The organism is Flavobacterium algicola, assembly GCF_022399565.1.
Lineage (GTDB): Bacteria > Bacteroidota > Bacteroidia > Flavobacteriales > Flavobacteriaceae > Flavobacterium > Flavobacterium algicola.
On the sequence record NZ_JAJTUT010000003.1, the window covers coordinates 567,451 to 589,853 of the forward strand.

The 22,403-nt window shown below is 34.8% G+C and carries 19 protein-coding genes and 1 tRNA gene; 7 read left to right on the forward strand and 13 right to left on the reverse strand.

Annotated features, from left to right (window positions below; genetic code table 11):
• Nucleotides 1-871 precede the first annotated feature (871 nt).
• The 3 genes from LXH21_RS13185 to LXH21_RS13195 all read right to left on the reverse strand — a co-directional run bounded on the left by LXH21_RS13185 (nt 872) and on the right by LXH21_RS13195 (nt 2,082).
• Nucleotides 872-1,276 carry a hypothetical protein gene (locus LXH21_RS13185; RefSeq protein WP_239866639.1) on the reverse strand — a complete coding sequence of 135 codons (405 nt, stop codon included), beginning with the start codon at nt 1,274-1,276 and terminating at the stop codon, nt 872-874.
• Between the two features lie 275 nt (nt 1,277-1,551).
• Nucleotides 1,552-1,625, reverse strand: a tRNA-Arg gene (locus LXH21_RS13190).
• A 313-nt stretch (nt 1,626-1,938) separates the two neighbouring features.
• Nucleotides 1,939-2,082: an SsrA-binding protein gene (locus LXH21_RS13195; protein ID WP_239866641.1), complete on the reverse strand. Its 144-nt coding sequence runs from the start codon at nt 2,080-2,082 to the stop codon at nt 1,939-1,941.
• A gap of 115 nt (nt 2,083-2,197) precedes the next feature.
• On the opposite strand from LXH21_RS13195, the gene LXH21_RS13200 reads away from it, so the two are divergent.
• The 6 genes from LXH21_RS13200 (at nt 2,198) to cobA (ending at nt 6,924) form a co-directional block, all read left to right on the forward strand.
• The gene (locus LXH21_RS13200) at nt 2,198-2,800 is read left to right on the forward strand and encodes a DUF1684 domain-containing protein (RefSeq protein ID WP_239866644.1); all 603 of its coding nucleotides are present in this window, start codon (nt 2,198-2,200) and stop codon (nt 2,798-2,800) included.
• The gene (locus LXH21_RS13205; RefSeq protein WP_239866646.1) at nt 2,800-3,462 is read left to right on the forward strand and encodes a TatD family hydrolase; all 663 of its coding nucleotides are present in this window, start codon (nt 2,800-2,802) and stop codon (nt 3,460-3,462) included. The genes LXH21_RS13200 and LXH21_RS13205 overlap by 1 nt, the downstream gene beginning before the upstream one ends.
• A gap of 57 nt (nt 3,463-3,519) precedes the next feature.
• Nucleotides 3,520-4,233, forward strand: coding sequence for a tRNA threonylcarbamoyladenosine dehydratase (locus LXH21_RS13210; protein ID WP_239866648.1), 714 nt, complete (start codon nt 3,520-3,522; stop codon nt 4,231-4,233).
• 135 nt (nt 4,234-4,368) lie between these two features.
• On the forward strand, nt 4,369-5,025 hold the full coding sequence (locus tag LXH21_RS13215; RefSeq protein ID WP_239866650.1) for an HAD family hydrolase: 657 nt from the start codon (nt 4,369-4,371) through the stop codon (nt 5,023-5,025).
• A gap of 72 nt (nt 5,026-5,097) precedes the next feature.
• Nucleotides 5,098-5,940, forward strand: coding sequence for a DUF2911 domain-containing protein (locus LXH21_RS13220; RefSeq protein ID WP_239866652.1), 843 nt, complete (start codon nt 5,098-5,100; stop codon nt 5,938-5,940).
• Between the two features lie 192 nt (nt 5,941-6,132).
• A complete protein-coding gene (gene cobA / locus LXH21_RS13225; protein WP_239866654.1) occupies nt 6,133-6,924 on the forward strand; it encodes a uroporphyrinogen-III C-methyltransferase in 792 nt (263 codons plus the stop codon).
• Nucleotides 6,925-7,034: 110 nt separating this feature from the next.
• On the opposite strand, the gene LXH21_RS13230 is transcribed toward cobA, so the two are convergent.
• The 3 genes from LXH21_RS13230 to LXH21_RS13240 all read right to left on the reverse strand — a co-directional run bounded on the left by LXH21_RS13230 (nt 7,035) and on the right by LXH21_RS13240 (nt 12,672).
• Nucleotides 7,035-7,583, reverse strand: coding sequence for an acyl-CoA thioesterase (locus LXH21_RS13230; protein ID WP_239866655.1), 549 nt, complete (start codon nt 7,581-7,583; stop codon nt 7,035-7,037).
• Nucleotides 7,584-7,601: 18 nt separating this feature from the next.
• Complete coding sequence (locus tag LXH21_RS13235; protein ID WP_239866658.1) at nt 7,602-9,044, reverse strand: rubredoxin; 1,443 nt, start codon at nt 9,042-9,044, stop codon at nt 7,602-7,604.
• A gap of 112 nt (nt 9,045-9,156) precedes the next feature.
• Nucleotides 9,157-12,672 carry a nitrate reductase gene (locus LXH21_RS13240; RefSeq protein WP_239866660.1) on the reverse strand — a complete coding sequence of 1,172 codons (3,516 nt, stop codon included), beginning with the start codon at nt 12,670-12,672 and terminating at the stop codon, nt 9,157-9,159.
• A 515-nt stretch (nt 12,673-13,187) separates the two neighbouring features.
• Between LXH21_RS13240 and LXH21_RS13245 the strand changes: the two genes are divergently transcribed.
• Entirely contained in the window at nt 13,188-13,736 is a 549-nt protein-coding gene (locus tag LXH21_RS13245; protein WP_239866662.1) for a chlorite dismutase family protein, read from the forward strand.
• A gap of 51 nt (nt 13,737-13,787) precedes the next feature.
• On the opposite strand, the gene LXH21_RS13250 is transcribed toward LXH21_RS13245, so the two are convergent.
• The 7 genes from LXH21_RS13250 to LXH21_RS13280 all read right to left on the reverse strand — a co-directional run bounded on the left by LXH21_RS13250 (nt 13,788) and on the right by LXH21_RS13280 (nt 22,143).
• Nucleotides 13,788-15,056: a DUF2254 domain-containing protein gene (locus LXH21_RS13250; protein ID WP_239866664.1), complete on the reverse strand. Its 1,269-nt coding sequence runs from the start codon at nt 15,054-15,056 to the stop codon at nt 13,788-13,790.
• 383 nt (nt 15,057-15,439) lie between these two features.
• Nucleotides 15,440-16,261, reverse strand: coding sequence for a prolipoprotein diacylglyceryl transferase (lgt, locus tag LXH21_RS13255; protein ID WP_239866666.1), 822 nt, complete (start codon nt 16,259-16,261; stop codon nt 15,440-15,442).
• 183 nt (nt 16,262-16,444) lie between these two features.
• Complete coding sequence (locus LXH21_RS13260) at nt 16,445-17,203, reverse strand: ABC transporter ATP-binding protein (protein WP_394799579.1); 759 nt, start codon at nt 17,201-17,203, stop codon at nt 16,445-16,447.
• 123 nt (nt 17,204-17,326) lie between these two features.
• On the reverse strand, nt 17,327-18,166 hold the full coding sequence (locus tag LXH21_RS13265; protein ID WP_239866671.1) for an ABC transporter ATP-binding protein: 840 nt from the start codon (nt 18,164-18,166) through the stop codon (nt 17,327-17,329).
• A gap of 77 nt (nt 18,167-18,243) precedes the next feature.
• Nucleotides 18,244-19,332, reverse strand: a complete 1,089-nt coding sequence (locus tag LXH21_RS13270) for an ABC transporter permease (RefSeq protein WP_239866673.1) — start codon at nt 19,330-19,332, stop codon at nt 18,244-18,246.
• Between the two features lie 146 nt (nt 19,333-19,478).
• Nucleotides 19,479-20,852, reverse strand: coding sequence for a CmpA/NrtA family ABC transporter substrate-binding protein (locus LXH21_RS13275; RefSeq protein ID WP_239866675.1), 1,374 nt, complete (start codon nt 20,850-20,852; stop codon nt 19,479-19,481).
• A 31-nt stretch (nt 20,853-20,883) separates the two neighbouring features.
• Nucleotides 20,884-22,143 (reverse strand): alginate export family protein, encoded by a 1,260-nt coding sequence (locus tag LXH21_RS13280; protein ID WP_239866677.1) that lies wholly within the window; start codon nt 22,141-22,143, stop codon nt 20,884-20,886.
• Between the last annotated feature and the right edge of the window lie 260 nt (nt 22,144-22,403).

The window sequence follows — 22,403 nt, forward strand, 5'->3', positions numbered from 1 at the left end:
GCTTTTAACAGAAAGTAAGTGAAAAATAGCATTCAAATTTTAAGAAATAAACGTACATCCCAAAGTTTGTCTCGCTGAAAGCGTCTCACACAAACCAATCACTTCAAAAGAGATTCCTCCGGAATGACAAACTTTACGGATTAGAATGGCTTGAACTTCATAATTAAATTTAAGTAGATCTCAAATGTAAACGTAAAATTTTCTCCCAGATGGAGTAGCATAATTTTATTTGAACTGCGTTGCAAACAATGTAATTTGCTTTTAACAGAAAGTAAGTGAAAAATAACATTCAAATTTTACGAAATAAACGTGCTACCCAAAGTTTGTCTCGCTGAAAGCGTCTCACACAAACCAATCACTTCAAAAGAGATTCCTCCGGAATGACAAGCTTTACGGATTAGAATAGCTTGAACTTCATAATTAAATTTAAGTAGATCTCAAATGTAAACGTAAAATATTCTCCCAGATGGAGTAGCAAAATTTTATTTGAACTGCGTTGCAAACAATGTAATTTGCTTTTAACAGAAAGTAAGTGAAAAATAGCATTCAAAATTTGCGAAATAAACGTGCTACCCAAAGTTTGTCTCGCTGAAAGCGTCTCACACCAACAAATCACTTCAAAAGAGATTCCTACGGAATGACAAACGTTGTGGACTAGAATGACTTGAATTGAATAATTATGATTGACTTGGGCTAAAATGAAATGTAAAATATCGCATCCTAATGCTATTTGAGCCATGTTGCAAACGAGTCATTTTACATGCAAAGGCAGGAAGGTATTTAACCCAAAAGATTAATAGACGGTTCTTTATAAAAAAAAAACTAAAATAATACCCACTCACAGTTGCACCATCTTAGTTTATTAACATTCTTAGTAACTTACTTTTGCTTTATTTTCTAACTTACCTTCTACAATTGGGTACAAGTTGTAGGTAGGATAAATTTCTGTTTTAAAAGCCTTCCATGCGGTTCTCTCAATGGCTAAATTTACTGCAGCTAATTTGGAGGCAGGAAGTTCTAACACTACCATTTGCCCAATTCCCATCACCACATACCAATTGACTACTGAAACTCCTTCTGGGGGGAAATTTTTATAAAAGCCTTGATCGGTTCTAATCTTTTCGATCTCATTTAAATTCATGCTTTGATCGTGTTTCAAGAAAATGGTTAACAACAACTTATCATCTGCTTTTTGAGAAGCTACTGTTTCTTTATTCGATTGTGAATAACCAAGGATTTGAACTAGGAAGAGTCCGATTACGAATGCGTATTTCATGTTTTAATTTTTTGATTTTTTGTCATCTAGCGAATGCTTCTGTGATCTAATTTTTATAGAGAAATGGTATAATCAAAGATAAACAAACTATAATTGATTTGAAGGCTATCTACTTTTAATGTTATAATTATTACTTGTCTAATTTAGTTATTGGAGTAAGTAATTTAAGGAAGTACTTAGATAGGAAAAGAAATTTTTAAAAAGCAGTTACTCAATCTACAGTGCAAAAAAAAAATCCCTAAAACTTGTTTATCAAGTAATAGGGATGTTTTTTGTGACCTTGACTGGATTCAAACCAGTAACCTCTTGAGCCGTAATCAAGTGCGCTATTCAGTTGCGCCACAAGGCCATTTTTGCAATCGTTGTAAACAACGTTGTTGCGGGTGCAAATATAGGAATAAATGTGAAATCTACAAGCCTAAAATTAAATTAAATTTCAAAAAAATAGTTAATCGAAATTATCTACTTGATTTATAGTATTTTCCATTTAAAAAAAAGATTTAAAATTTTAAAGTCGATACTGTAAGAGTTAAACAATTTGCAAAATGCAGTCAATCTATAATCATAACGTAATCTAAACATAAGACTTTGGATAGATAGAACAAATAAATAGTAGGTTCAGAAGCCGGATCATTATATTTTGAGCTTTTTAAGTTTTAAGATTATTGCTTTACGGCTCTAGTCGTTACAAAGTAGCGATAACCAATTAGTGCTAATTGCCATTTTTTGGCTTTAGATATGTCCAAGCCTTTTTTTGTTAGGCTAGGTAATAAAAGCTTGTTGAGGTAGGCTAAAACTTGAAACATATCATTTTTTTAGAGAAACAAAGATAGCCAAAAAAAGGAACTAATAAGCCGTTAAAATTGTGCTTCTTTAGGAGTTTTAATATCTTTTGACTTATTTTTGTATAAAAAATATAAAATGCCAAAAATCACGATATTATCCTTTCTGCTGTTTTCTGTAGTTGCTCTTGCACAAGGAAATTTCAACAAGCAAAAATCTTTAGATTTTCAAAAGTATTTGAATGAAGAGTACGCAGATGCAAGTACAAGTCCGTTGGAACCAAAAGATTTAGAGGATTTCAAGTCTCTCGATTTTTATCCTGTAAACGAATCATTTTTTGTCACTGCAAAATTCATTCGTACAAAAAAAGAAAAAGCATTCAAAATGAAAACGTCTACTAGTAGAACACCTCTGTACGTTAAATATGGTGAGGTTCATTTTGTACTTAATGGCAAGAACTTTATGCTGAATCTGTATCGCGACATTGAACTGTCTCGAAATCAAAAGTATAAAAACGATCTGTTTTTACCTTTTTCTGACTTGACCTCGGGTGATGAAACTTACATTGGTGGTCGTTATATCGACTTAAAAATTCCTGCGGGAGATACAATTGACATTGATTTTAATACTGCCTACAATCCATATTGTGCTTATAGCCATAAGTTTTCTTGTCCCAGAGTACCATTAGAAAATGACTTACAAGTAAAAATTGAAGCGGGTGTCAAAAACTTCCATGATTAATGCTTTTTTTCAATCTTCATACACATTCGTTTACCAATCAAAGTACAGTCATAGAACTGGTAAATCAGTATCCATGGGAATTTAATGAAATCCTACCAGTTTATTCGATTGGTATTCATCCATGGTATATCAATGAACAACGGCTTACAGCAGATTTAGCATTTATTAAAATCAAATTACAAGACACTAATTGTTTAGCATTGGGGGAGTGTGGTTTGGATAAAAAAATAGATATAGCAATGCCGATACAAGAGGATGTTTTTGAAAAACAACTGCTTTTGGCACAAGAATACAACAAACCAGTAGTACTACATTGTGTCGCTGCCTATGATGAATTGATTGCCATCAAGAACCGTCTAAAAATTACTGTTCCAATCATTATACACGGTTTTTCTAAAAGTGAACAATTAGCCAAGCAGTTGATCAATAATGATTTCTATTTGTCTTTTGGTAAGCATTTATTGCGTAATCCGGGATTGGAAAAAGTTTTTTTATCGGTACCCAATGATCGTATTTTTCTCGAAACGGATACAAGTACAGAAAACATTCAAGAGGTGTATGCAATGGCGGCAAAATACTACAGTTGCACTATAGAGGAGATGCAACAGCTAACAAGCAATAATTTTGAACTTGTTTTCAAAACGAGTCTAAGTCGAATATAAATTAAAAGGGAAATCGTATTAGGACGGGATCTCATAAAACATAAAAAAAAATATAAAATGGCAGAGTGGACAGAAAGAGCTGAACTTTTATTTGAGAAAGAAGGATTAGAAAAATTGCAGAATGCACATGTTTTAATAGTTGGTCTAGGTGGAGTAGGTTCTTTTGCAGCCGAATTCTTAGCAAGAGCGGGAGTAGGAAGCATGACAATTGTTGATGGTGACGTGGTTGATATTACCAACATCAACAGGCAATTGCCCGCCCTGCATTCTACTGTAGGACAACCAAAGATAAATATTGTAGGTGATCGATTGATGGATATCAATCCGAAATTAAATCTTATACGTGTACAGGAATTTCTTTCTCCTGAACGCGCATTCGAAATTATTTCTACCGATTATGATTACGTTTTGGATTGTATTGATAGTGTAACTCCAAAACTTAATTTGATAATTGGTGCTAAGAGAAAAAGAGTGAAAATTATCTCTTGTATGGGAGCAGGTGGAAAGATGGAAGCCTCTAAAGTTAAGGTTGCAGACATAAGTAAAACAATCAACTGTTATTTTGCTAAAACTATTCGAAAAAGACTTAAAAAGGAAAATATAGACAAAGTAAAGGTGGTTTTTTCTTCTGAAATTCAGAAAGAGTCCAGTTTAAAAATGACCGACGGTACCAATTTTAAAAGATCATTTTACGGTACAAATAGTTATATGCCTGGACTTTTTGGTCTTTACGCTGCCGAAACTGTTATTCGCTATTTAATAAAGAAATAGTCAATAGGAAGTAGTTTGTAGTTAATAAAATATCGCAACATAAGCTATAGAGATTGAAATAATAAGATTTAACTTCTTTCACTTACGTAAAGAAGAAGAAGATAAATTATAATATATAAAACAGATAACGACAATATGATACAGACAATAATTTTTGATATGGATGGTGTAATTGTAGACACAGAACCCGTACACCGTTATGCTTATTTTCAACATTATAAAGAATTAGGAATCGAAGTATCTGAAGATATTTATACGTCACTTACCGGACAATCAACTCGTAATACGTATCAAAAATTAAAAGATTTATTCCATCTTTCTGAAGATGTAGAGGAGATGATACAAAGAAAAAGAACCATCTTTAACGACGCTTTTGATACCAAAGAAGATTTACAACTTTTGGATGGAGTAGAGGCATTGATAAAAGATTGCTATCAAAATGGTATGCAATTAATTTTGGCTTCGTCGGCTTCAAAGGTAACTATTGATCGTGTGTTTAATCGTTTCAAATTAGATACCTACTTTTCACATAAGGTTAGCGGTGAAGATTTTCCACAGTCCAAACCAGATCCTGCCATTTTCTTGCATGCCGCAACACTTTCTATTGCGCCCAAAGAAAACTGTATTGTCATAGAAGATAGTACCAATGGTGTAAGGGCGGCAAAAGCTGCTGGAATCTTTTGCGTGGGTTACGACAGTACTCATTCAAACGATCAAGATTTAGCACTTGCTGATCGCGTGATAAGTCATTTTAACGAACTCAATTTTAGAGAAGTATCACAATTACAGTAGTGGTTTGGGGATTATTTAACAACCCATTACATTTGGATTTAGTACTTTTGCAAAAATAAAAAAGAGAGAAACATGAAGAATATTTTTATCGCTTTGTTAGTTGTATTTTCACAAGGTTTGGTTCAAGCACAAATTCAAACGCCACAACAGAGTCCTAGAGCTGTAATTAATCAGCAGGTGGGACTTACTGATATCGAAATTATATATTCTAGACCTTCAGCAAGAGATCGAATTGTATATGGTAATTTGGTGCCGTTTGGTAAATTATGGCGAACAGGTGCAAATGAAAATACTACAATATCTTTTAGTGATGATGTGACGATTGATGGAAAGAAATTACCGAAAGGGAAATATGCATTATATACTATTCCAAATATTCAAAGTTGGGATGTTATTTTTTATAAAACTACAGACAATTGGGGAACGCCAAAAACGTTTGAAGAAACGAATGTAGCTTTAAAAACAAATGTTAGAGAAAACGCTACACCAACAGCAGTTGAAACTTTTACCATTGGGATCAACGGAATTGATCCAAATGGTGCTTCCTTAGATATGGCTTGGGAACACTCTTATGTTTCTTTAAAATTTGCAGTACCAACACAGCAAAAAGCAATAGAAAGTATCGAAAAAGTACTTGGTGGAGCTACAGGAAATGATTATTATACTGCTGCACAATATTATTTTCAATCTACTTCAGACATAAGTAAAGCGAATAGTTATATGGAAAAAGCTCTAGCGCTTACACCAGAATCGCCATTTTACTACTTAAGGTTAAAGTCATTGATCTTGGCAAAAAAAGGAGATAGAAGTGGCGCCATCGAAGCAGCAAAAGCTTCACTAGTTGCCTCAGAAAAAGCAGGGAATCAAGATTATGTAAAAATGAACAAAGACAGCATTGCTGAGTGGAGTAAATAAACACTTGAGTTCGAAAAATACGTAAATTTGATTATTAATTTGTTTTAATTACGTATAAATACTTATATTTGTATTAAGTATTTATGCGTAGTAGAAGAATTAGTAATTAAATTTGAAAATAAATTGACAAAGTTTTTAAGCCAATGGTTGAATAAAGCGAGATTTATTTTCGAAATATTAAATGAAGATAAAATGAATAATTCAAAAACACCGAAGTTAACGATAGTAGGAGCAGGGCCAGGAGATGTAGAATTAATCACTGTAAAAGCGATTAAGGCTCTAGAGGTTGCAGATGTAATTTTGTACGACGCCTTGGTGAATGAAGATTTATTACAATATGCCAACGGCGCCGAAATTGTATTTGTAGGCAAGCGATTAGGTTGTCACGCTTACAGTCAAGATCAAATCAATGAATTGATTGTGGCACTGGCACATCAGCATGGTCACGTTGTACGATTAAAAGGTGGTGATCCATTTGTATTTGGTCGTGGAAGTGAAGAGATTGAATTTGCTTATAAAAACGGCTTAGAGACGGCAATCGTTCCTGGAATCTCCTCCTCTATGGGTGTACCTGCGTTAAACGGAATTAGCTTGACTCAGCGCCAAGTTGCAGAGAGTTTCTGGGTAATTACAGGAACAACCTCTGATCATAATTTGTCAAAAGATGTTACTCTTGCTTCACAGTCAGCAGCAACCGTCGTTATCTTGATGGGAATGCACAAACTGAGTGAAATTATAGCAGTTTACAAAGAAAATAGAACTGATGATTTACCAATCGGAATCATACAAAACGGAACTAGAGCAGACCAAAAGAAAGTGATTGGTACAATGAGTACGATCGCAGCTTTAGTAAAAGACCAACAAATTTCGTCACCGGCAATTATTGTGATCGGTGAAGTAGTTGGTAATATTTCGAAATTGACAGACTACTTAGAAGACGAAAATATTGAGGATGAATTTGTCTATCAAAATCTAAGTTTTTAATCTAAGTAATATCATAGTACAAAAAAAAACAGCTCTCGAGCTGTTTTTTTTTTGTGATTATAAATCTAGTCTAGATAAAAGTAAATTTATTGTTTGAGAATGAGCTGCTATTAATGCAACTCTACCTTGATATTGTATTTTTTTGAATTTAAAATTGAGTCAATAGAGCTGAAGGTTGCAACATTTTTTTGATCTTCTTTTGCTTTTTTCATTTCAATTTGGCGCAAGCAATTTTGAAAACGAGTTACTTCTTTTAAACTAGTTAATATCAATCCTGGTACAAGAGAAGTTTTGCCTTCGTTGTCTTTTGAAACCATCGTAAAATAGGACGAGTTACAGTGTTTGATTACTCCTGTCTGAATATTTTCTGCTTCTACACGAATACCAACAATCATTGATGTTCTCCCTACATAATTTACACTGGCCTTCATACTTACCAATTCACCCACTTCGATAGGCATCAAAAAATTGACAGTATCGACAGAAGCAGTTACACAGTAATTTCCGCAAAATTTTGAAGCACAAGCAAAGGCAATTTGGTCCATAAGAGATAGAATATAACCTCCATGAATTTTACCACTAAAGTTGGTATGAGACGGCAACATTAATTCGGATATCGTGATGTGCGATGAGCTTACTGTTTTAAAAGTTGTATTCATGTATGGGTTCTTAAATTTTTATATAACTTGAATTTCGGAGGTCAAAGCTATGAAATTATTTTTTGGCGCTTCACATAGTGAACAACAATAGTCTTCTGGGATGTTTTTGAACAAAGTACCTTTGGCAACGCCTTGTTCCATATCGCCATATTCTGAGTTGTATATGGTTAAACATTCTTGACATTGATACACATCTTGAATGGTGTTTTCTTTCTTTGTAGTGGTGGCTTCACTAGTACTCTCGGCAATTAAGTTTCCTAATTGGTCAAAATATTTTTTACTCAATTCGATCAGTATATTGGGCAATTCAAGTTTGTCTACATCTTGCGCATGTACAATGTACTCGCGACTGTTGGCATCAAAATTCTTGGCATAAAGGACATTAAAAGTATCTCTAATTTTGATAGATTCTAATTCCTTTGGCAATTGATTTTTTTCGACTACAATAGCAGTAAAATAGTGCCCATCTCGATTGTAATCAGCAATACCAAACGTAAGTCCATACGTACTGATGTCAAATTGATCAAGGGTGCGCACCAGGAATGTTTTCAAATTAAGTGCCCATTCTGTTGCTACGGGTAAATGCCAGTTTAACTCCAATAAGGAGTGACGTACATTAATTCCGTTTTTACCCAAAAATTTCTCCCACTCTAGTTTTTTATCTTTGGGAATTCCCTTAACGATAAATGATTTCCAAGGTGTGATACAAATTTTACCAATTTTACATTCGAAACATAAATCACATAAATCTTGTAAAAATTTTAAATCATAAAGATTATTTCTCCAATATAATCCCAGCCAGTATTGATCGATTCCCAATCTATTCATTCCTTCATAATAAGGAAAAGGATAAAAAGGAATGTTCAAGGGTTTGTCAATCGTTCTGTTATTGGTGTCTAATGCTTCGCTAACCAAGCTGAAAATCATATCGATTCCGCACGATTCTTGACGCACTATTTTTTCGATTTCGTAATAAATGGTGGCAATATCCCAGCTGTAAATAAGAACAGGGTATACTTCCATACGCTCCCAGTTGGGCAAGCGAATGTAGAGAAACCAATAGTCTTCGTGTTCTGCAGCAATAAAGTTAATATGGCCTGTAAACAAAGGAACAAGTTGTTGTTTAGGATCGGTGATATTCACTTTTAAATCGGGCTGCTCTTTGAATTGCTCTAAAACGTAAAGAAATTTATTCCCTGTAAGCCAAGGTGTATTTCTAAGTATATCTGTAGAAACATAAGAAGATACAATATTATTACCACTGGTTTCATGAGGTAATACAAGATGGTGTTTACCTGTTTTCTCTTTATCTAAATTTTGAAAACCTTTTGGGAATATGATGTCTTGTCTTGAGCCAAAAGAAATAGTTTCTAGACCTTGATCCAAAGCCATAGTTGCAATTTCTTTTAATTCACCCGGAGAAAATACGCCTCCTTTTACTATTAATCGTGTTAATTCCATTTTCTATTACTTTAGGATGTTCTCTTTATAGTATTCGGATTTAAAAAATGTAGATACTCTTACTTCTTTTCAATCTAAAAGAGTTGGGAGGTGTGTCTATGATTTTAAATTCTTATTTGCATTTTGATAATAATTCTTTGACTTCAGTTTTGCAGCTTCCGCAACCCAATCCAGCGCCGGTGGTTTTGCATAATTCCGTAAAATTGGTACAACCACTTTTAATGGCTTCTTCAATATTTCCGCTTCCTACTTGACTGCAAGAGCATACCAATTTCCCTATTACAGGTTTGGCTTGAGAGCCACTACCACGCAGTAACATCTCCCGTTTGTCAGACAATTCGATTTTGCTTTCGATCATGGTTTTAAACTCGGCAAATTCATTTTTATCACCCATCAAAATAGCACCAACGAGTAGGTCATTTCGAACCACACATTTTTTATAATATCGTTTTTTCAAATCGGTAAAAACAATTTCTTCATAAGAATCATCGTTTTCTGGAAAGTCAATTTGCCCAATACTACATAAATTGATATCTTCTAGTTTTAAAATATTCATCAGTACAGATCCTTTGTAAAAACTGCTAATATCTCCTGCTATAAAGTTAGCCAAAATATCAGCTTGTTCTTCTGCAGCAGAGGTAATACCAAATAATTGATTATTGAATTCAGCAATTTCGCCAATAGCAAATATATTTGGTTGCGATGATTGAAGGTATTGATTGACTTTTACACCACGTCCGCAGGCTACACCTGTCTCTTTTGCAATCTCGATATTCGGAATAGTACCAATAGTGTAAACGATGGCATTTGCTGTTAATATTCGACCACTTTTAAGACCAATTTCTAGTTCGTTATCATTATCAGTTTCAAAAACAGTACTTACTTCGTTATCAAAATAGATTTGTATATCTCTTAATTGCACTTCTTCGGCCAGTAGTTTACAAGAAATACGGTCGAGTTGACGTTCCATCAATCGGGAAGCACGCTGAATTATAGTAATTTTTACTTTTTTATGTTTTAAAGCTGCTGCTAATTCTAGCCCCAATAATCCACCTCCCACGATAACTACGTGCTGGTCTTGTGATTTTAAATTGGTTCCGTCTAAGTAATTTTTTAAACGGTCTGCATCTTCTTTTCTACGCATAGTAAAGCGTCCTGGTAAATGCAATTGTGCATTTTCTGGTACGAATGGTCTACTACCGGTAGCGAGAATTAAGGAGTCATACGAATGTATAATTCCTTTACTATCAGTAATTAAGTTTTCGTTTTTATTAATGTTGTCAATAGCAACACCAGATTTCATAGTGATATTCAATTTACTAAGAGAATCTGCCTTTATTTTCTGCAAACTATCCCAAGAAAGTTCATCCGTCACGTACTCGGGTAATAAGACGCGGTTGTAAAACGGATTTTCCTCGTTTGAGAATACGATGATTTCATCGGTGGTATTGATCTCGCGATAATTTTGTATGAATCGAAAAGCCGCCGCTCCAGCACCAACAACAGCAATTTTCTCGAAAGCTTTTTCATATTTCACGACAGAAACAGTAGTGAATTTGAAGTCAGGCTCTTTAGAAATTGGATCAACCACTGTATTGGTCAAATTGTTAGCTCTATTTAAATCATTGTCCAATTGCTTCCCCCAGTGCATAGGTAAGAAAACAACACCTTCCTTTATCGTGTCGATTACCTTGGCTTTGACTCGAACTTCTCCATTTTTGCTTTTTACGATAGTGATATCACCATCTTCAATACCCGCCTTAAAGGCATCGATAGGATTTATTTCGAGTAGAGGACTAGGAATATGAGATAAGAGTCGGGATACTTTTCCTGTTTTGGTCATCGTATGCCATTGATCTCTTATACGTCCTGTGGTTAGAATAAACGGAAATTTATCGGTTGGTTGTTCTGAGGTGTTTTCTATAGAAACGGGAAGATTAAAAATCGCCCTTTGCGAAGGTGTATGAAATTTTTTATCGGTAAACAATCGAGGCGTACCTGGATGTCCAAAATCTGGAACAGGCCACTGAAAGGTTCCTTCATTTTTTAAACGGTTGTAGTTTAAGAACGAAATATCTATCGACGTATTTTTTGTTAATGCACAGTATTCTTTGTAAATGTCTTCGGCTGAATTATAATCAAAGCCAGCGAAATTCATTTTTTTTGCAAATCGAATTAATATCTCAATATCCGAAAGAGCTTCTCCAGGAGCATTAATACCTTTTGGTAAATAGGAAATACGTCTTTCAGAATTTGTCATTGTTCCCTCTTTTTCTAACCATCCTGCAGCAGGTAGCAATAAATCGGCAAACTTAGCGGTATCTGATTTATGTGAGATTTCTTGAACGACAACAAATTTTGCATTTGCTAATGCCTTTTCGACCCTACGCGCGTCTGGCATACTCACTAGTGGATTGGTACAAATAATCCAAACAGCTTTCATTTTTCCAGATTCCAATGCATCAAACATTTCGGTAGCAGTTAGACCTGGTTTTTCAGAAATAGAGTCTACTCCCCAAAAATCAGCAACCTCTTGTCGGTGAACCGGATTGGCTAATTCTTTGTGTACAGCTAGTAAATTGGCCATACCACCTACTTCACGGCCGCCCATTGCATTGGGTTGTCCTGTAAGTGAGAAAGGTCCTGAGCCAGGTTTACCTACATGACCTGTTAACAAGGAAAGATTAAGTAGTGCAGTGTTTTTGTCGACTCCAATAGCACTTTGATTTAATCCCATAGCCCATAATGATAGAAAACCTTTGGCTTTGGCGATCATTTCTGCAGCTTGTTTGATTTCGCTAATAGGAATTCCACACAATTGCGAAGCTTTCTCCAATGAAGTAGCAACAACTAGATTTTTATAGGCATTATAGTTCTCTGTGTGGTTCTTGATAAAATCATTGTCGACATAGCCTTTGTCAATCAGACATTTTGCGATCGCATGGTATAAATAAATATCAGTTCCAGGAAGTATTTGCAAATGCAAATCTGCCGTAAGTGCTGAGTCAGTTTTTCTAGGGTCAACAACAATAATTTTTGTTTTAGGATTCTTTTCCTTGTGCTGCTCAATTCTTCTGAAGAGGATTGGGTGGCACCAAGCTGGATTTGCTCCAGTGATCAAAAAAGTATCTGCCAACTCGATATCATCATAAGCAATAGGAACGGAGTCTTCACCAAAAGTTTTTTTATACCCTACTACAGCTGAGCTCATGCAAAGCCGGGAGTTGGTGTCTATATTATTGGTTTTCAAAAAACCTTTCACTAGTTTGTTTACAAGATAATATTCTTCGGTCAAACACTGTCCAGAGACATAAAAACCAACACTATCAGGTCCGTATTTTTTTATAAGCGAAGTAAAGACTGCCGCAGCGCGGTCTAAACCTTCATCCCAGCTCACTCTCTCTTTGGGGTGTGATTTACTCCATCTCATTTCGGGATACAGAATTCTGTCTGAAGTGTCGTTGGCAACATAATGTAAATTCATTCCTTTAGAACAAAGCATCCCTCTATTTACAGGGTGGTCTTTATCTCCTTTTACGCTTACTCCATTATTAGAATCATTGGTTACAATTATTCCACACCCTACACCGCAATAGGAGCAGGTCGTTTTTATTTCTGAATTTTGCATTGATACACTACTTTGTTGTTACTAAAACTTCTTCATTTCTTTCTGATGTTGTAAAAATACGTATTTTTACGTATAAATACGTATATCGATTCGGATTTTTTAAGTTTTTGGAGATAATTGGTATTTTGAGCTGATTATTATAAGTATTGCTTATTATTTCACCTTAGATAATTTATATGGTAATTAAAGCTGCAACAACTTGATAAAATAGATTCTAAATATTCCGTTAGTTCAAAATAAAAGTTCAATGACTAGCAAATTGCTTAAACTGCAGTAAAAAAGTAAATACTTTTTTACTATAGAGTTATTCTCTTTTTCTTGTAGAGTTTAAGTAAAAATACTTAATATATGATTTTTATAGTTGCTTTAATTTTGTATTTACGCTTATTAATCTTTGCCAAAAGACAGTTTTAGCAATGGTTTTGCTACAGTAGAAATTTTGTAACAGAAGCGTATATTTAGTTTCATAAATAACAGCATTAATTGAATACTTGGTATTCACAAAAGCATTGTTCATGAATGAAAATATATTTGACTTTATAGGAGGGAAAACAGGAGATTGGAAAATAACAAAAGCAACAACTCTGATAGGTGATTCTTTACCAAAGGTGACTCACGTTGATAAAATACAAAGTTGTTTGATCAATCGTTTTGAAGGTGATTGGTCTTTAAAAGGGGTAATTAGCAATATGCGCTATACCGATAAATATGAGAAAGAAAAAATGGACGCCAAACAAGAAAAATTGGGCAGAAAAAAAGCAACTCATGCCGCATTTATACCGATTCGAAAAAGTCAAGCTTGGTGGGACCTTGCTCAGGATGAACGTCGACATATTATAGAAAATCAATCCAAACACATGCAACATGGTATGAAGTACTTACCAGCAATTGCCCGACAACTCTATCATTCGAGAGATATAAATGAGCCATTTGACTTTTTAACCTGGTTTGAATTTGCACCCGAAGACGAGCCAGCATTTAACGAGCTACTTAGCATTATGCGCAAATCGGAAGAATGGAAATATGTAGAAAGAGAAATTGACATAAGGATGGTAAGGGTGTAGTGTAACATCCTTTCTACATGCTAATAAGTCTCACTGCTTTTGAAACTAATTTTATGAATATGCAGAAGAGCTGAATAAGCAATGCTTTTTTAATATATCGACATCGAGATCGTAAGTAAGAGCAATTTTTGCACGACCAAAAGCTTCTTTTGAATAATGTAAGCTCGCCTCTTTAATTTCGTTATTATCAATAGTTGCCAATGATGTAAATGCCTTTTGTAAACGCAGCATCACTTCAATAGTACTAGCGCCGTCTCTACAGATAGGTCTAAAAGCATCATCAAACAAATCATCGATTGTAATATTTGGAACTTCAATGCGATCGTATAGTGGTTTAATATTCTTATCGTTTTCCGTTTTTCTATTCCATAAAAAAAGTAATCGTTCCTGACTCCCGATAATTTGTATGGCTGTACCCGGGTCATTGATACCAGGTGATAGTGCCCTGCTAGCAATTTCTGTAAGAGCAATTAATCCAAACCTCGGATCTTCTTCAAACAATCGGGTTGCATCAATTTGTATGGCTTTGTTAACTATTTCACTAATTTTAGAAATGTTCAATTCGTTTTCTGGACTTATGTATGCCAATGGAAAGTTTTCGTGCACAAACTTACCGGGTAGGCAATTGAGTCGCACATTTAGTTTGTTATCTAATGCTAATAATTGCAACGTCTTCATGTCAATCCGTTGCACATAACCAACGGTTGTTGCTAGTACTGGTATTCCATTTGCAAACCCACCCTTGATAGGTAACGCTTGTAAAAATGGATGTTTGATGTAACTTGCTAAAGAGGCAGCTGCCTCTGTTTCGATTTGTTTGATGGTGTGTTCCAACCTTCCTAATCTAGATATACGATCGACCCATCTTAGAAATGTGAGGATTACGACTGTAAATAGTAAAATAGTAGATAGAAAGAGGATGAACCTTCCAGCTTTGCCATAATAACCATTGTTAAGTGCAATAGTGGCAACAATACTAAATATAAAAGCACCAATAAAGGCAGAAAGCGCATTTTGAGATACATCATCTGCAATAATGATTTTAAAAGACCTAGGTGTAGCAATATTACTTGCCGATGTAAAAGCTGATAGCATTGATCCCACAGCAAAGATGGCAATAACTAGCATACTCCCAGAGATGGTGTCAAGTAAACCTTCGATGGAATCCTCCTTGATATCGGGTACGAATTCTTTTAACCCAGTTCCATCAACAAGGTGTGCAATAAGTGCACCACCCACAGATAAGACGCAAAACAGAAGAGGTCTGAACCACAGTTTATTACTAAATTGATCGTAATATTTGAGGAGAGTCTGTTTCATGTACTGCTATTTTTGAAATAATTATTTTCTTAAAAATAGTCAATTAATTCTGTAAAAAATAATTCGAAATAGCTTATATAGCTGAAAAAGTATTTAATACGAAGCAAATTGAACGTTCTTAGCACATAATTAACCTCTTGTTGTTTGGGAAATTCAACCATAATCAGTTAACATACAACTGATTTAATATATACATTCGAATTTTTAGCTAATATCACATTTTGAATAATCGACTCCTAAAACAGAATTTTAAAATTTTAATTTTCAAACAGCGGTATAAAGATTACGATGACATTTTGAAATTCTATATGCTATAAAAATTTTAATTTCTCAGACTGTAATAAGCTTTCTATGGAATTAATTCCGCGATTTTTCGACTTTGTTTATGATGTTTGTTTAACATTCTTGATGACAAAAAATAATCCGATAATGATAAACGGAATACTTAGTAATTGCCCCATGTTCAATAGCATTCCATCTTCAAATTCCGATTGGTTGATTTTTAAGAATTCGATTAATATTCGCATGATAAAGATCAAAGTAATACACAATCCAAAGTAAAATCCTTTACCCAGCTCGTATCTTTTACTTTTATAGATCGAATAAATGACAATAAAAATGATGAAGTACGATATGGCTTCGTATAGTTGCGTAGGGTGTCTTGGAACATTGTCAATTTGTCTAAAAACAAAAGCCCAAGGCATAGTCGTTGGGTTACCAATCATTTCAGAATTCATCAAATTGGCCAGTCTGATAAAAGTAGCTCCCAATGGTGCTACAATTGCAATCAAATCGAGAATCATGATATATTTGATATTAAATTTTTTCGAATACAGGTAGAGCGCAAATAATAGTCCCACCGCACCACCATGACTCGCCAATCCAGCATAGCCTATAAACTGGTAGGTACCAGAACTGTCTTTTTGTATGGGCAGAAAAATTTCGAGAATGTGCTGTGAGAAATAATCAAAATCGTAGAATAGGCAATGTCCCAATCGAGCACCCACAAATATACCTACAATCCCGTAAAGAAATAAAGATTCATGTGCATCCTCACTTAATTTTTGGGTTTTAAAGATTCCTTTGAGTAAGAACATGCATAAAACCAAACCCGAGGCAAATAAGAGACCGTAATACTTTAAAGGGAAACCGTAGAGATTAATTATTTCTGAGTTTACATCCCAGTTGATATATAATGATGTCATATTTTTTACTTTTTTATCGCTTTCAAAAATAGCCAAAATGTTTCAACCACAAAATGTTTTATTAGCATAGCTCAAAATAGCACTACTACTATTAATTTGACAGCAAATAAAAAAGCACATAAAACAAAATGCCGAAATAGAAATACATCTTTTTCGGCTTTTTATGAATTAATAATATGTATGTTAATGCTCTAAGAAATTAATCAAATGTTCTCTGTTGCTATAATAGGTTTCGTGCTCTAAAATTGCTTTACGATTACGAGGACGGTCGTAGGTAATGTCTAATATGTCACCAATTTGTGCACGTGGGCCAGAGGTCATCATTATTACTCGATCTGCCAAGAAAATAGATTCATCAACGTCATGTGTAATCATAATTCCCGTGGTTTTTTCTTTATCCAAAACTTCTAGTAATACATCTTGCAGTTCGCCTCGGGTTAAGGAATCTAACATCCCGAAAGGTTCATCTAATAGTAGAACTTGTGGTTTTAAAGCCAAGGCTCTTGCAATCCCGACACGCTGTTTCATTCCTTGCGATAAATCTTTGGCTTTTTTATCAAATGCTCCATCAAGACCTACTTTGCTTAGATAGTATTTGCAAATATCTTCCCGTTGTTTTTTGGTAGCATTGGCAAATACTTTATCGACACCCAGTTGCACGTTTTCCATAGCGCTCATCCAAGGTAATAAACTTGGCGATTGAAAAATTACGCCACGGTCGGGACCAGGACCTTTTATAGGTGTTCCGTCTAGAATGATTTCACCACTGGTAATGGGATTCAATCCAGCTATCATCGACAATAAAGTTGTTTTTCCGCATCCAGAATGACCGATTATAGAAACAAATTCACCTTCTTTAATTTTTAAATTTAAATTTTCTAATACTACGAAATCTCCTTTTGGAGTAGGGTAGACCTTTGTGATGTTTGACAATTCAAGCATGTACTTTTCAAAACCTTGCAAGTCATGATCGATGGTATTGGTATGTGTGAGTGTTTGTGACATTTTTTTTAATTTTAAAAGAGGGAATAATGCATTTAATAATCATTAATCAATTCTTATCTGCTAATCAAATTTCATTGGAACCAGATCGGGTAGTTCATAATTGGGTAGTTCTATTCCGGCGGTTCTTTCTTTTCCTATTTGCATTAAATATTCGATAATACCATTTCGAAGTGTTTTAAAATTATCATTGTGATTTAGTGCAATTTTATTTCGAGGACGATCAATATTGATATTAAATTCTGGACCTAAAGTCGCTTTGGGACCCGGTCGCAGGGGTATGACTCTGTCTGCCATAAAAACGCCTTCGTCGACATCATTGGTAATCAGTAATGCGGTGCGTTTATCTTCGCTCCAGATAGAGAGAATTTCTTCTTGTAAATTCCCACGTGTCAAGGCATCCAAAGCACCTAGAGGCTCATCCATCAAAATCAGTTCGGGTTTCATGGCCAAAGCTCTCGCAACCGCTACACGCTGGCGCATTCCTCCAGATAGCTCTTTCGGTTTTTTGTTTATGGCATGTGTTAAGTTTACTTTTTCGATAAAACTTCTTACTTGTTCATCTACTTGTTTGCTCGTCCAATCTTTGAATACTGCTCTTACGGCCATGGCTATATTTTCGTACACACTTAACCAAGGGAGTAAGGAGTAGTTTTGAAAAATAATACCACGCTCGTGACTTGTTCCAGAAATGGGTTGCCCTTTGAATAAAATTTCGCCCGAGTCAGGTTCAATTAATCCTGCTAGTAAATTGACCAAAGTTGTTTTTCCGCTTCCAGTAAAACCTACGATGGCTACAAATTCACCTTCTTCTATTTTTAAATTGATATTTGTCAATACTTCGGTTTTATTCTTTCCTTCACCGTAGGATTTACAAACATTTTTTAGTTCTAAATAAGCCATTTTTTTTAGTTTTAAAGTTCTGGTTAAGAAGTTTTTAATTTCTTATTGACTTAGCTTTTTTGCTGTTATTTTCGAAATTAATCTGTAAACGTAAGTAGCTTTTGAAAGATCATCATAATACGATCTAGCATGAATCCGATTATACCAATTACAAACATGGCTACAATAATCTTGGAGTTGGAGTCACTAGAACCATTTTGAAATTCTTCCCAAACAAAAGAACCTAATCCCGGACTTTGGGCTAATAATTCGATAGCAATTAATACCATCCAGGCTACAGAAAGTGTGATACGCAATCCTGTAAAGATCATTGGAAAAGAGGATGGCAGTATGATTTTAAATATTTTTTTGATAGTACCAAGCTGCAATACTTTTGCAACATTCATAAAATCTTTGTCTACAGAGGAAACTCCAACGCTGGTGTTTACCAAAGTGGCCCACATCGAACATAAACCAACACTAATAAAAGAGATCACAAATGATTTCTCTACATCAACATCTGTCAGTACTGTTTTCACAATCATAGAAACCAACAGTAACCAAACGACAGGAGAAACAGGTTTTAAAATCTGTATCAACCAGTTAAAAGAAGTTCGCAAAGTATCACTCAGTCCTAGCACAATTCCGAGTGGAACAGCAATTATGATTGACAATAGAAAACCTGCAAATACCGTTTTTAAACTCGTTTTAATTTGATCGACAAAAGAAGGACGGCCAGTGTATACAATCTCGATTTCGCCATTAGCGGCTCTTTCTTCATTGATGGTTTCATATTTATCAATGAAATCTTGTTTCTTGGTAGCCATAATCTTGTGGTCATCCCACAGTTTGCCCAAAGCCGTTGCTACCATTGCTGGTGAAGGTAGGGAGTTTGGTCTGCAGCTAATATCTCCAGAAGCAATACAATCTTCTAATTTTTTAGCAGCCTCAGGACCTTGATTTTTTAATGTTTTTTCTATTTTCAGGGTAGATTCAACATTATTTAAATAATTTGAAAACGAATGCCATAAAAGAATAAACACCACTACTGATAAAAGAGGGAAAAGAATTCGTTTGAATGCATCTTTAGAATTTTTTCTCACTTCTTCGCCAGTTATTAATCGAATGAGAGGTTCAAGGTATCCCAATCCCATAAATTTTACGGCTTTTATAATTTTAGTTTTCATGTTTCTTAATTTTATAATGTTGGTCTTCAAATAGGTGCTACCAGATCGTAATATAGTAGCCTGCTATTGGTGAAAAAAAATAGGTCTTGATTTAGTTTTATAAAATTGAGGGCGCCGTTGCAACACCCTCAATTATAAAATGTTTGTTAGTTTTTATTACCGATCTTCATACTTTTAATGTATTCTAACGGTTTTTTACCATCATACTGAATGCCATCAATAAAGTCTGAAGAAGCTTCTTTGTAACCGTCTGTGGTTGGAATATCATCTTGAGATAAGTTTCCTTCTTTAACCAACATTTCTGCTGCTTTGGTCCAGATCTCAGGCATATACACTTCCTTGATTTTAGAGGCATACCAATCTGCAGGTTGCGCTTCTGTAATTTGTCCCCAACGTCTCATTTGTGTCATATACCAAACTCCATCAGAGTAGAACGGGTAGGTAGCGTTGTATTTGAAGAATACATTAAAATCTGCTGCATCACGTTTATCTCCTTTTTCATATTCGAAAGTTCCTGTCATAGAGTTTTTTAGTACCGCTTCGTCTGCACCTACATAAGCTGGGCTAGATAAAATTTTGACTGCTTCGTTTCTGTTTTTAGGATCATCCAACCATTTACCAGCTCTAATAAGTGCTTTAGTAATTGCAATTGCTGTATTTGGATTTTTTTCTACGAAAGCTTTTGTCATAACAAACACTTTTTCAGGATGATTTTTCCAAATGTCGCGAGAGGTGATTACTGGAACTCCGATTCCTTTGCTTACTGCTTGTTGGTTCCAAGGCTCTCCTACACAATAACCATTGATTGTTCCAGCTTCAAGCGTTGCAGGCATTTGTGGTGGTGGTGTTACAGACAAAAGTGCTTCGGCATTAATCATACCTTGTACGTTATCTTTGGTATACATACCAGGATTAATTCCTCCTGCTGCCAACCAATAACGCAATTGATAATTATGAGTTGATACAGGGAAAACCATTCCCATCTTAAATGATTTATTACTGTTTTTATATTCCTTAATAACTGGCAGCAAGGCACTAGCACTAATAGGGTGTACAGGTTTACCATCTTTCATGGGTAATGATGGTTTCATTTTTGACCAGACATCGTTTGAAACTGTAATAGCATTACCATTTAAGTCCATTGAAAATGTGGTTACTAACTTAGCTTGTCTTCCAAAACCAACAGCTGCCGCAATTGGTTGTCCTGCCAACATATGAGATCCATCAATTTGTTCGTCGATTACACGGTCCAAAACATTTTTCCAATTCGATTGTGCTTCCAACGTTACAAACAAGCCTTCGTCTTCAAAAAAGCCTTTTTCCTTTGCGATAGCTAAGGGTGCCATATCAGTAAGCTTTATGAAACCCAAAGTAACTTGAGGTTTTTCTAATTTTAATTTTTCAGTAGTTGAGGTGCTCGTTTCTTCTGCAGCTCCTCCTTTTTTTGCTTCATTTTTACAGCTCATAATACTTAAAGCAGTTACAGCAAGTAATGAGATTCTGAATACTAGTTTTTTCATCGTATCTATTTTTTTGTTCTTTATAACTTGATTATTTTTTACTTGAGAAAATCTGCGGGTTGATGTTAACCATTACCCAAGCCCAATTGTTTGTTGTATCTGCATTACCACCTTTTAGTGCTTCCATAGTGCTTGACCCAAACATTTGTGAATATCCTGCGACCACCACTACATCTTTATAAACTTTGTAGGCGGCAGTCAAATCTACTTCTGTACCTAGATAAGAATCTTGTTCAACTGTACCAGCAAAAACTTTATTTGGTGCATAAAATAGGTGAGGAGTCAAAGAAAGATTTACTTTCTTGATTGGGAAATCTAGTTTTAAAGAGATATCCTGTAATCCTACTGAACCAGCATGATTTCCTACGTAGAAGTAATCCATAAAACCATTGAAGGCGTGATTGGTACCAAATAAAGGATTAAATGATTTAACGATTGTACTTGTGCTATTTTGATCTTTACCAGATAAAAATTCATAACCTACTGTTGCCTTTAATTTTGAACTTAGGGCAAATGAAGCATTTGCAGCAGCATTCCAGGCAGAAACTTTATTAGCGCCAATTTTTCCAGTTTGTCCATAAAGACTGAAATCCAAGGCTGCTTTTTTACCCTTATATGTAACATAAGTACCTATAGTCTGATTGTAATTCGTTTCAAGTTCTGCAACTGATTTCAAATATTCTCTTCCAACATTTAATGCCAGGAAGCTAATTCCAACTTTTTCAATATTGGTATGGTACCAAGCGTATTGTAAATTTTTGTGATCTGTTGTATAAGGTGTAGCAGTTGCGACTTTATTTTCGTTATCTGCATTCAATGCAAATCCTAGGTCCAGTTGATTTTTACTGTCTTTGTAAGTGATTAAAGCAGCGTCATGGCTACGACCTTGATTGGCCCAGTCCAATCCTCCAAAAATACGTTGGTTGTCATAAGATATAACTTGGCGCCCAATTTTGGTACTCCAATTTTCGTCAAAACTATATTGTGCCCACCCTTCAAATAAGGCTACACCGTTTACATCACTTTTTGGAATTGTATTACGATCACCCCAAGTACGTAGATTTTGCAAAGCAACCTTCACTTTTAATTTTGAATCGCTGTAATTCAAGTTAACTCTAGAACGCTGACCGACAAAAGAGGTGTGTGTTTCTCCAGCTTTCAATAAACTTCCAAAACCATTTGTGTATTCATAACGGGGTCTGATTTGAATATCGGCATTAAATTCCTGTGCGTAGGTGCTTGCGCTGATTAATCCTAAGACGGAGAATGAAATTGTTTTTAGTAGCTTCATAATACTTGCTTTTAAATGATGTTTGATTTACTTATTTGTTTTTACAAACATACGTACGTATTTATACTTATACGTATTGTAAAATGCAATTAATAAAAGTCTTTTTTACAGCTTTATATGTTGTAAAGCACAATATAAAATAGGCTAAAAAGCAGGTTTTTGATTTAAAGCACTATTTATTAATCATTTAAGTAATTAATTATTGAGAAGTTTCACCATTAAAATTCAAGTAGTTGTACGTAAGTAGATGAATTTTTAAT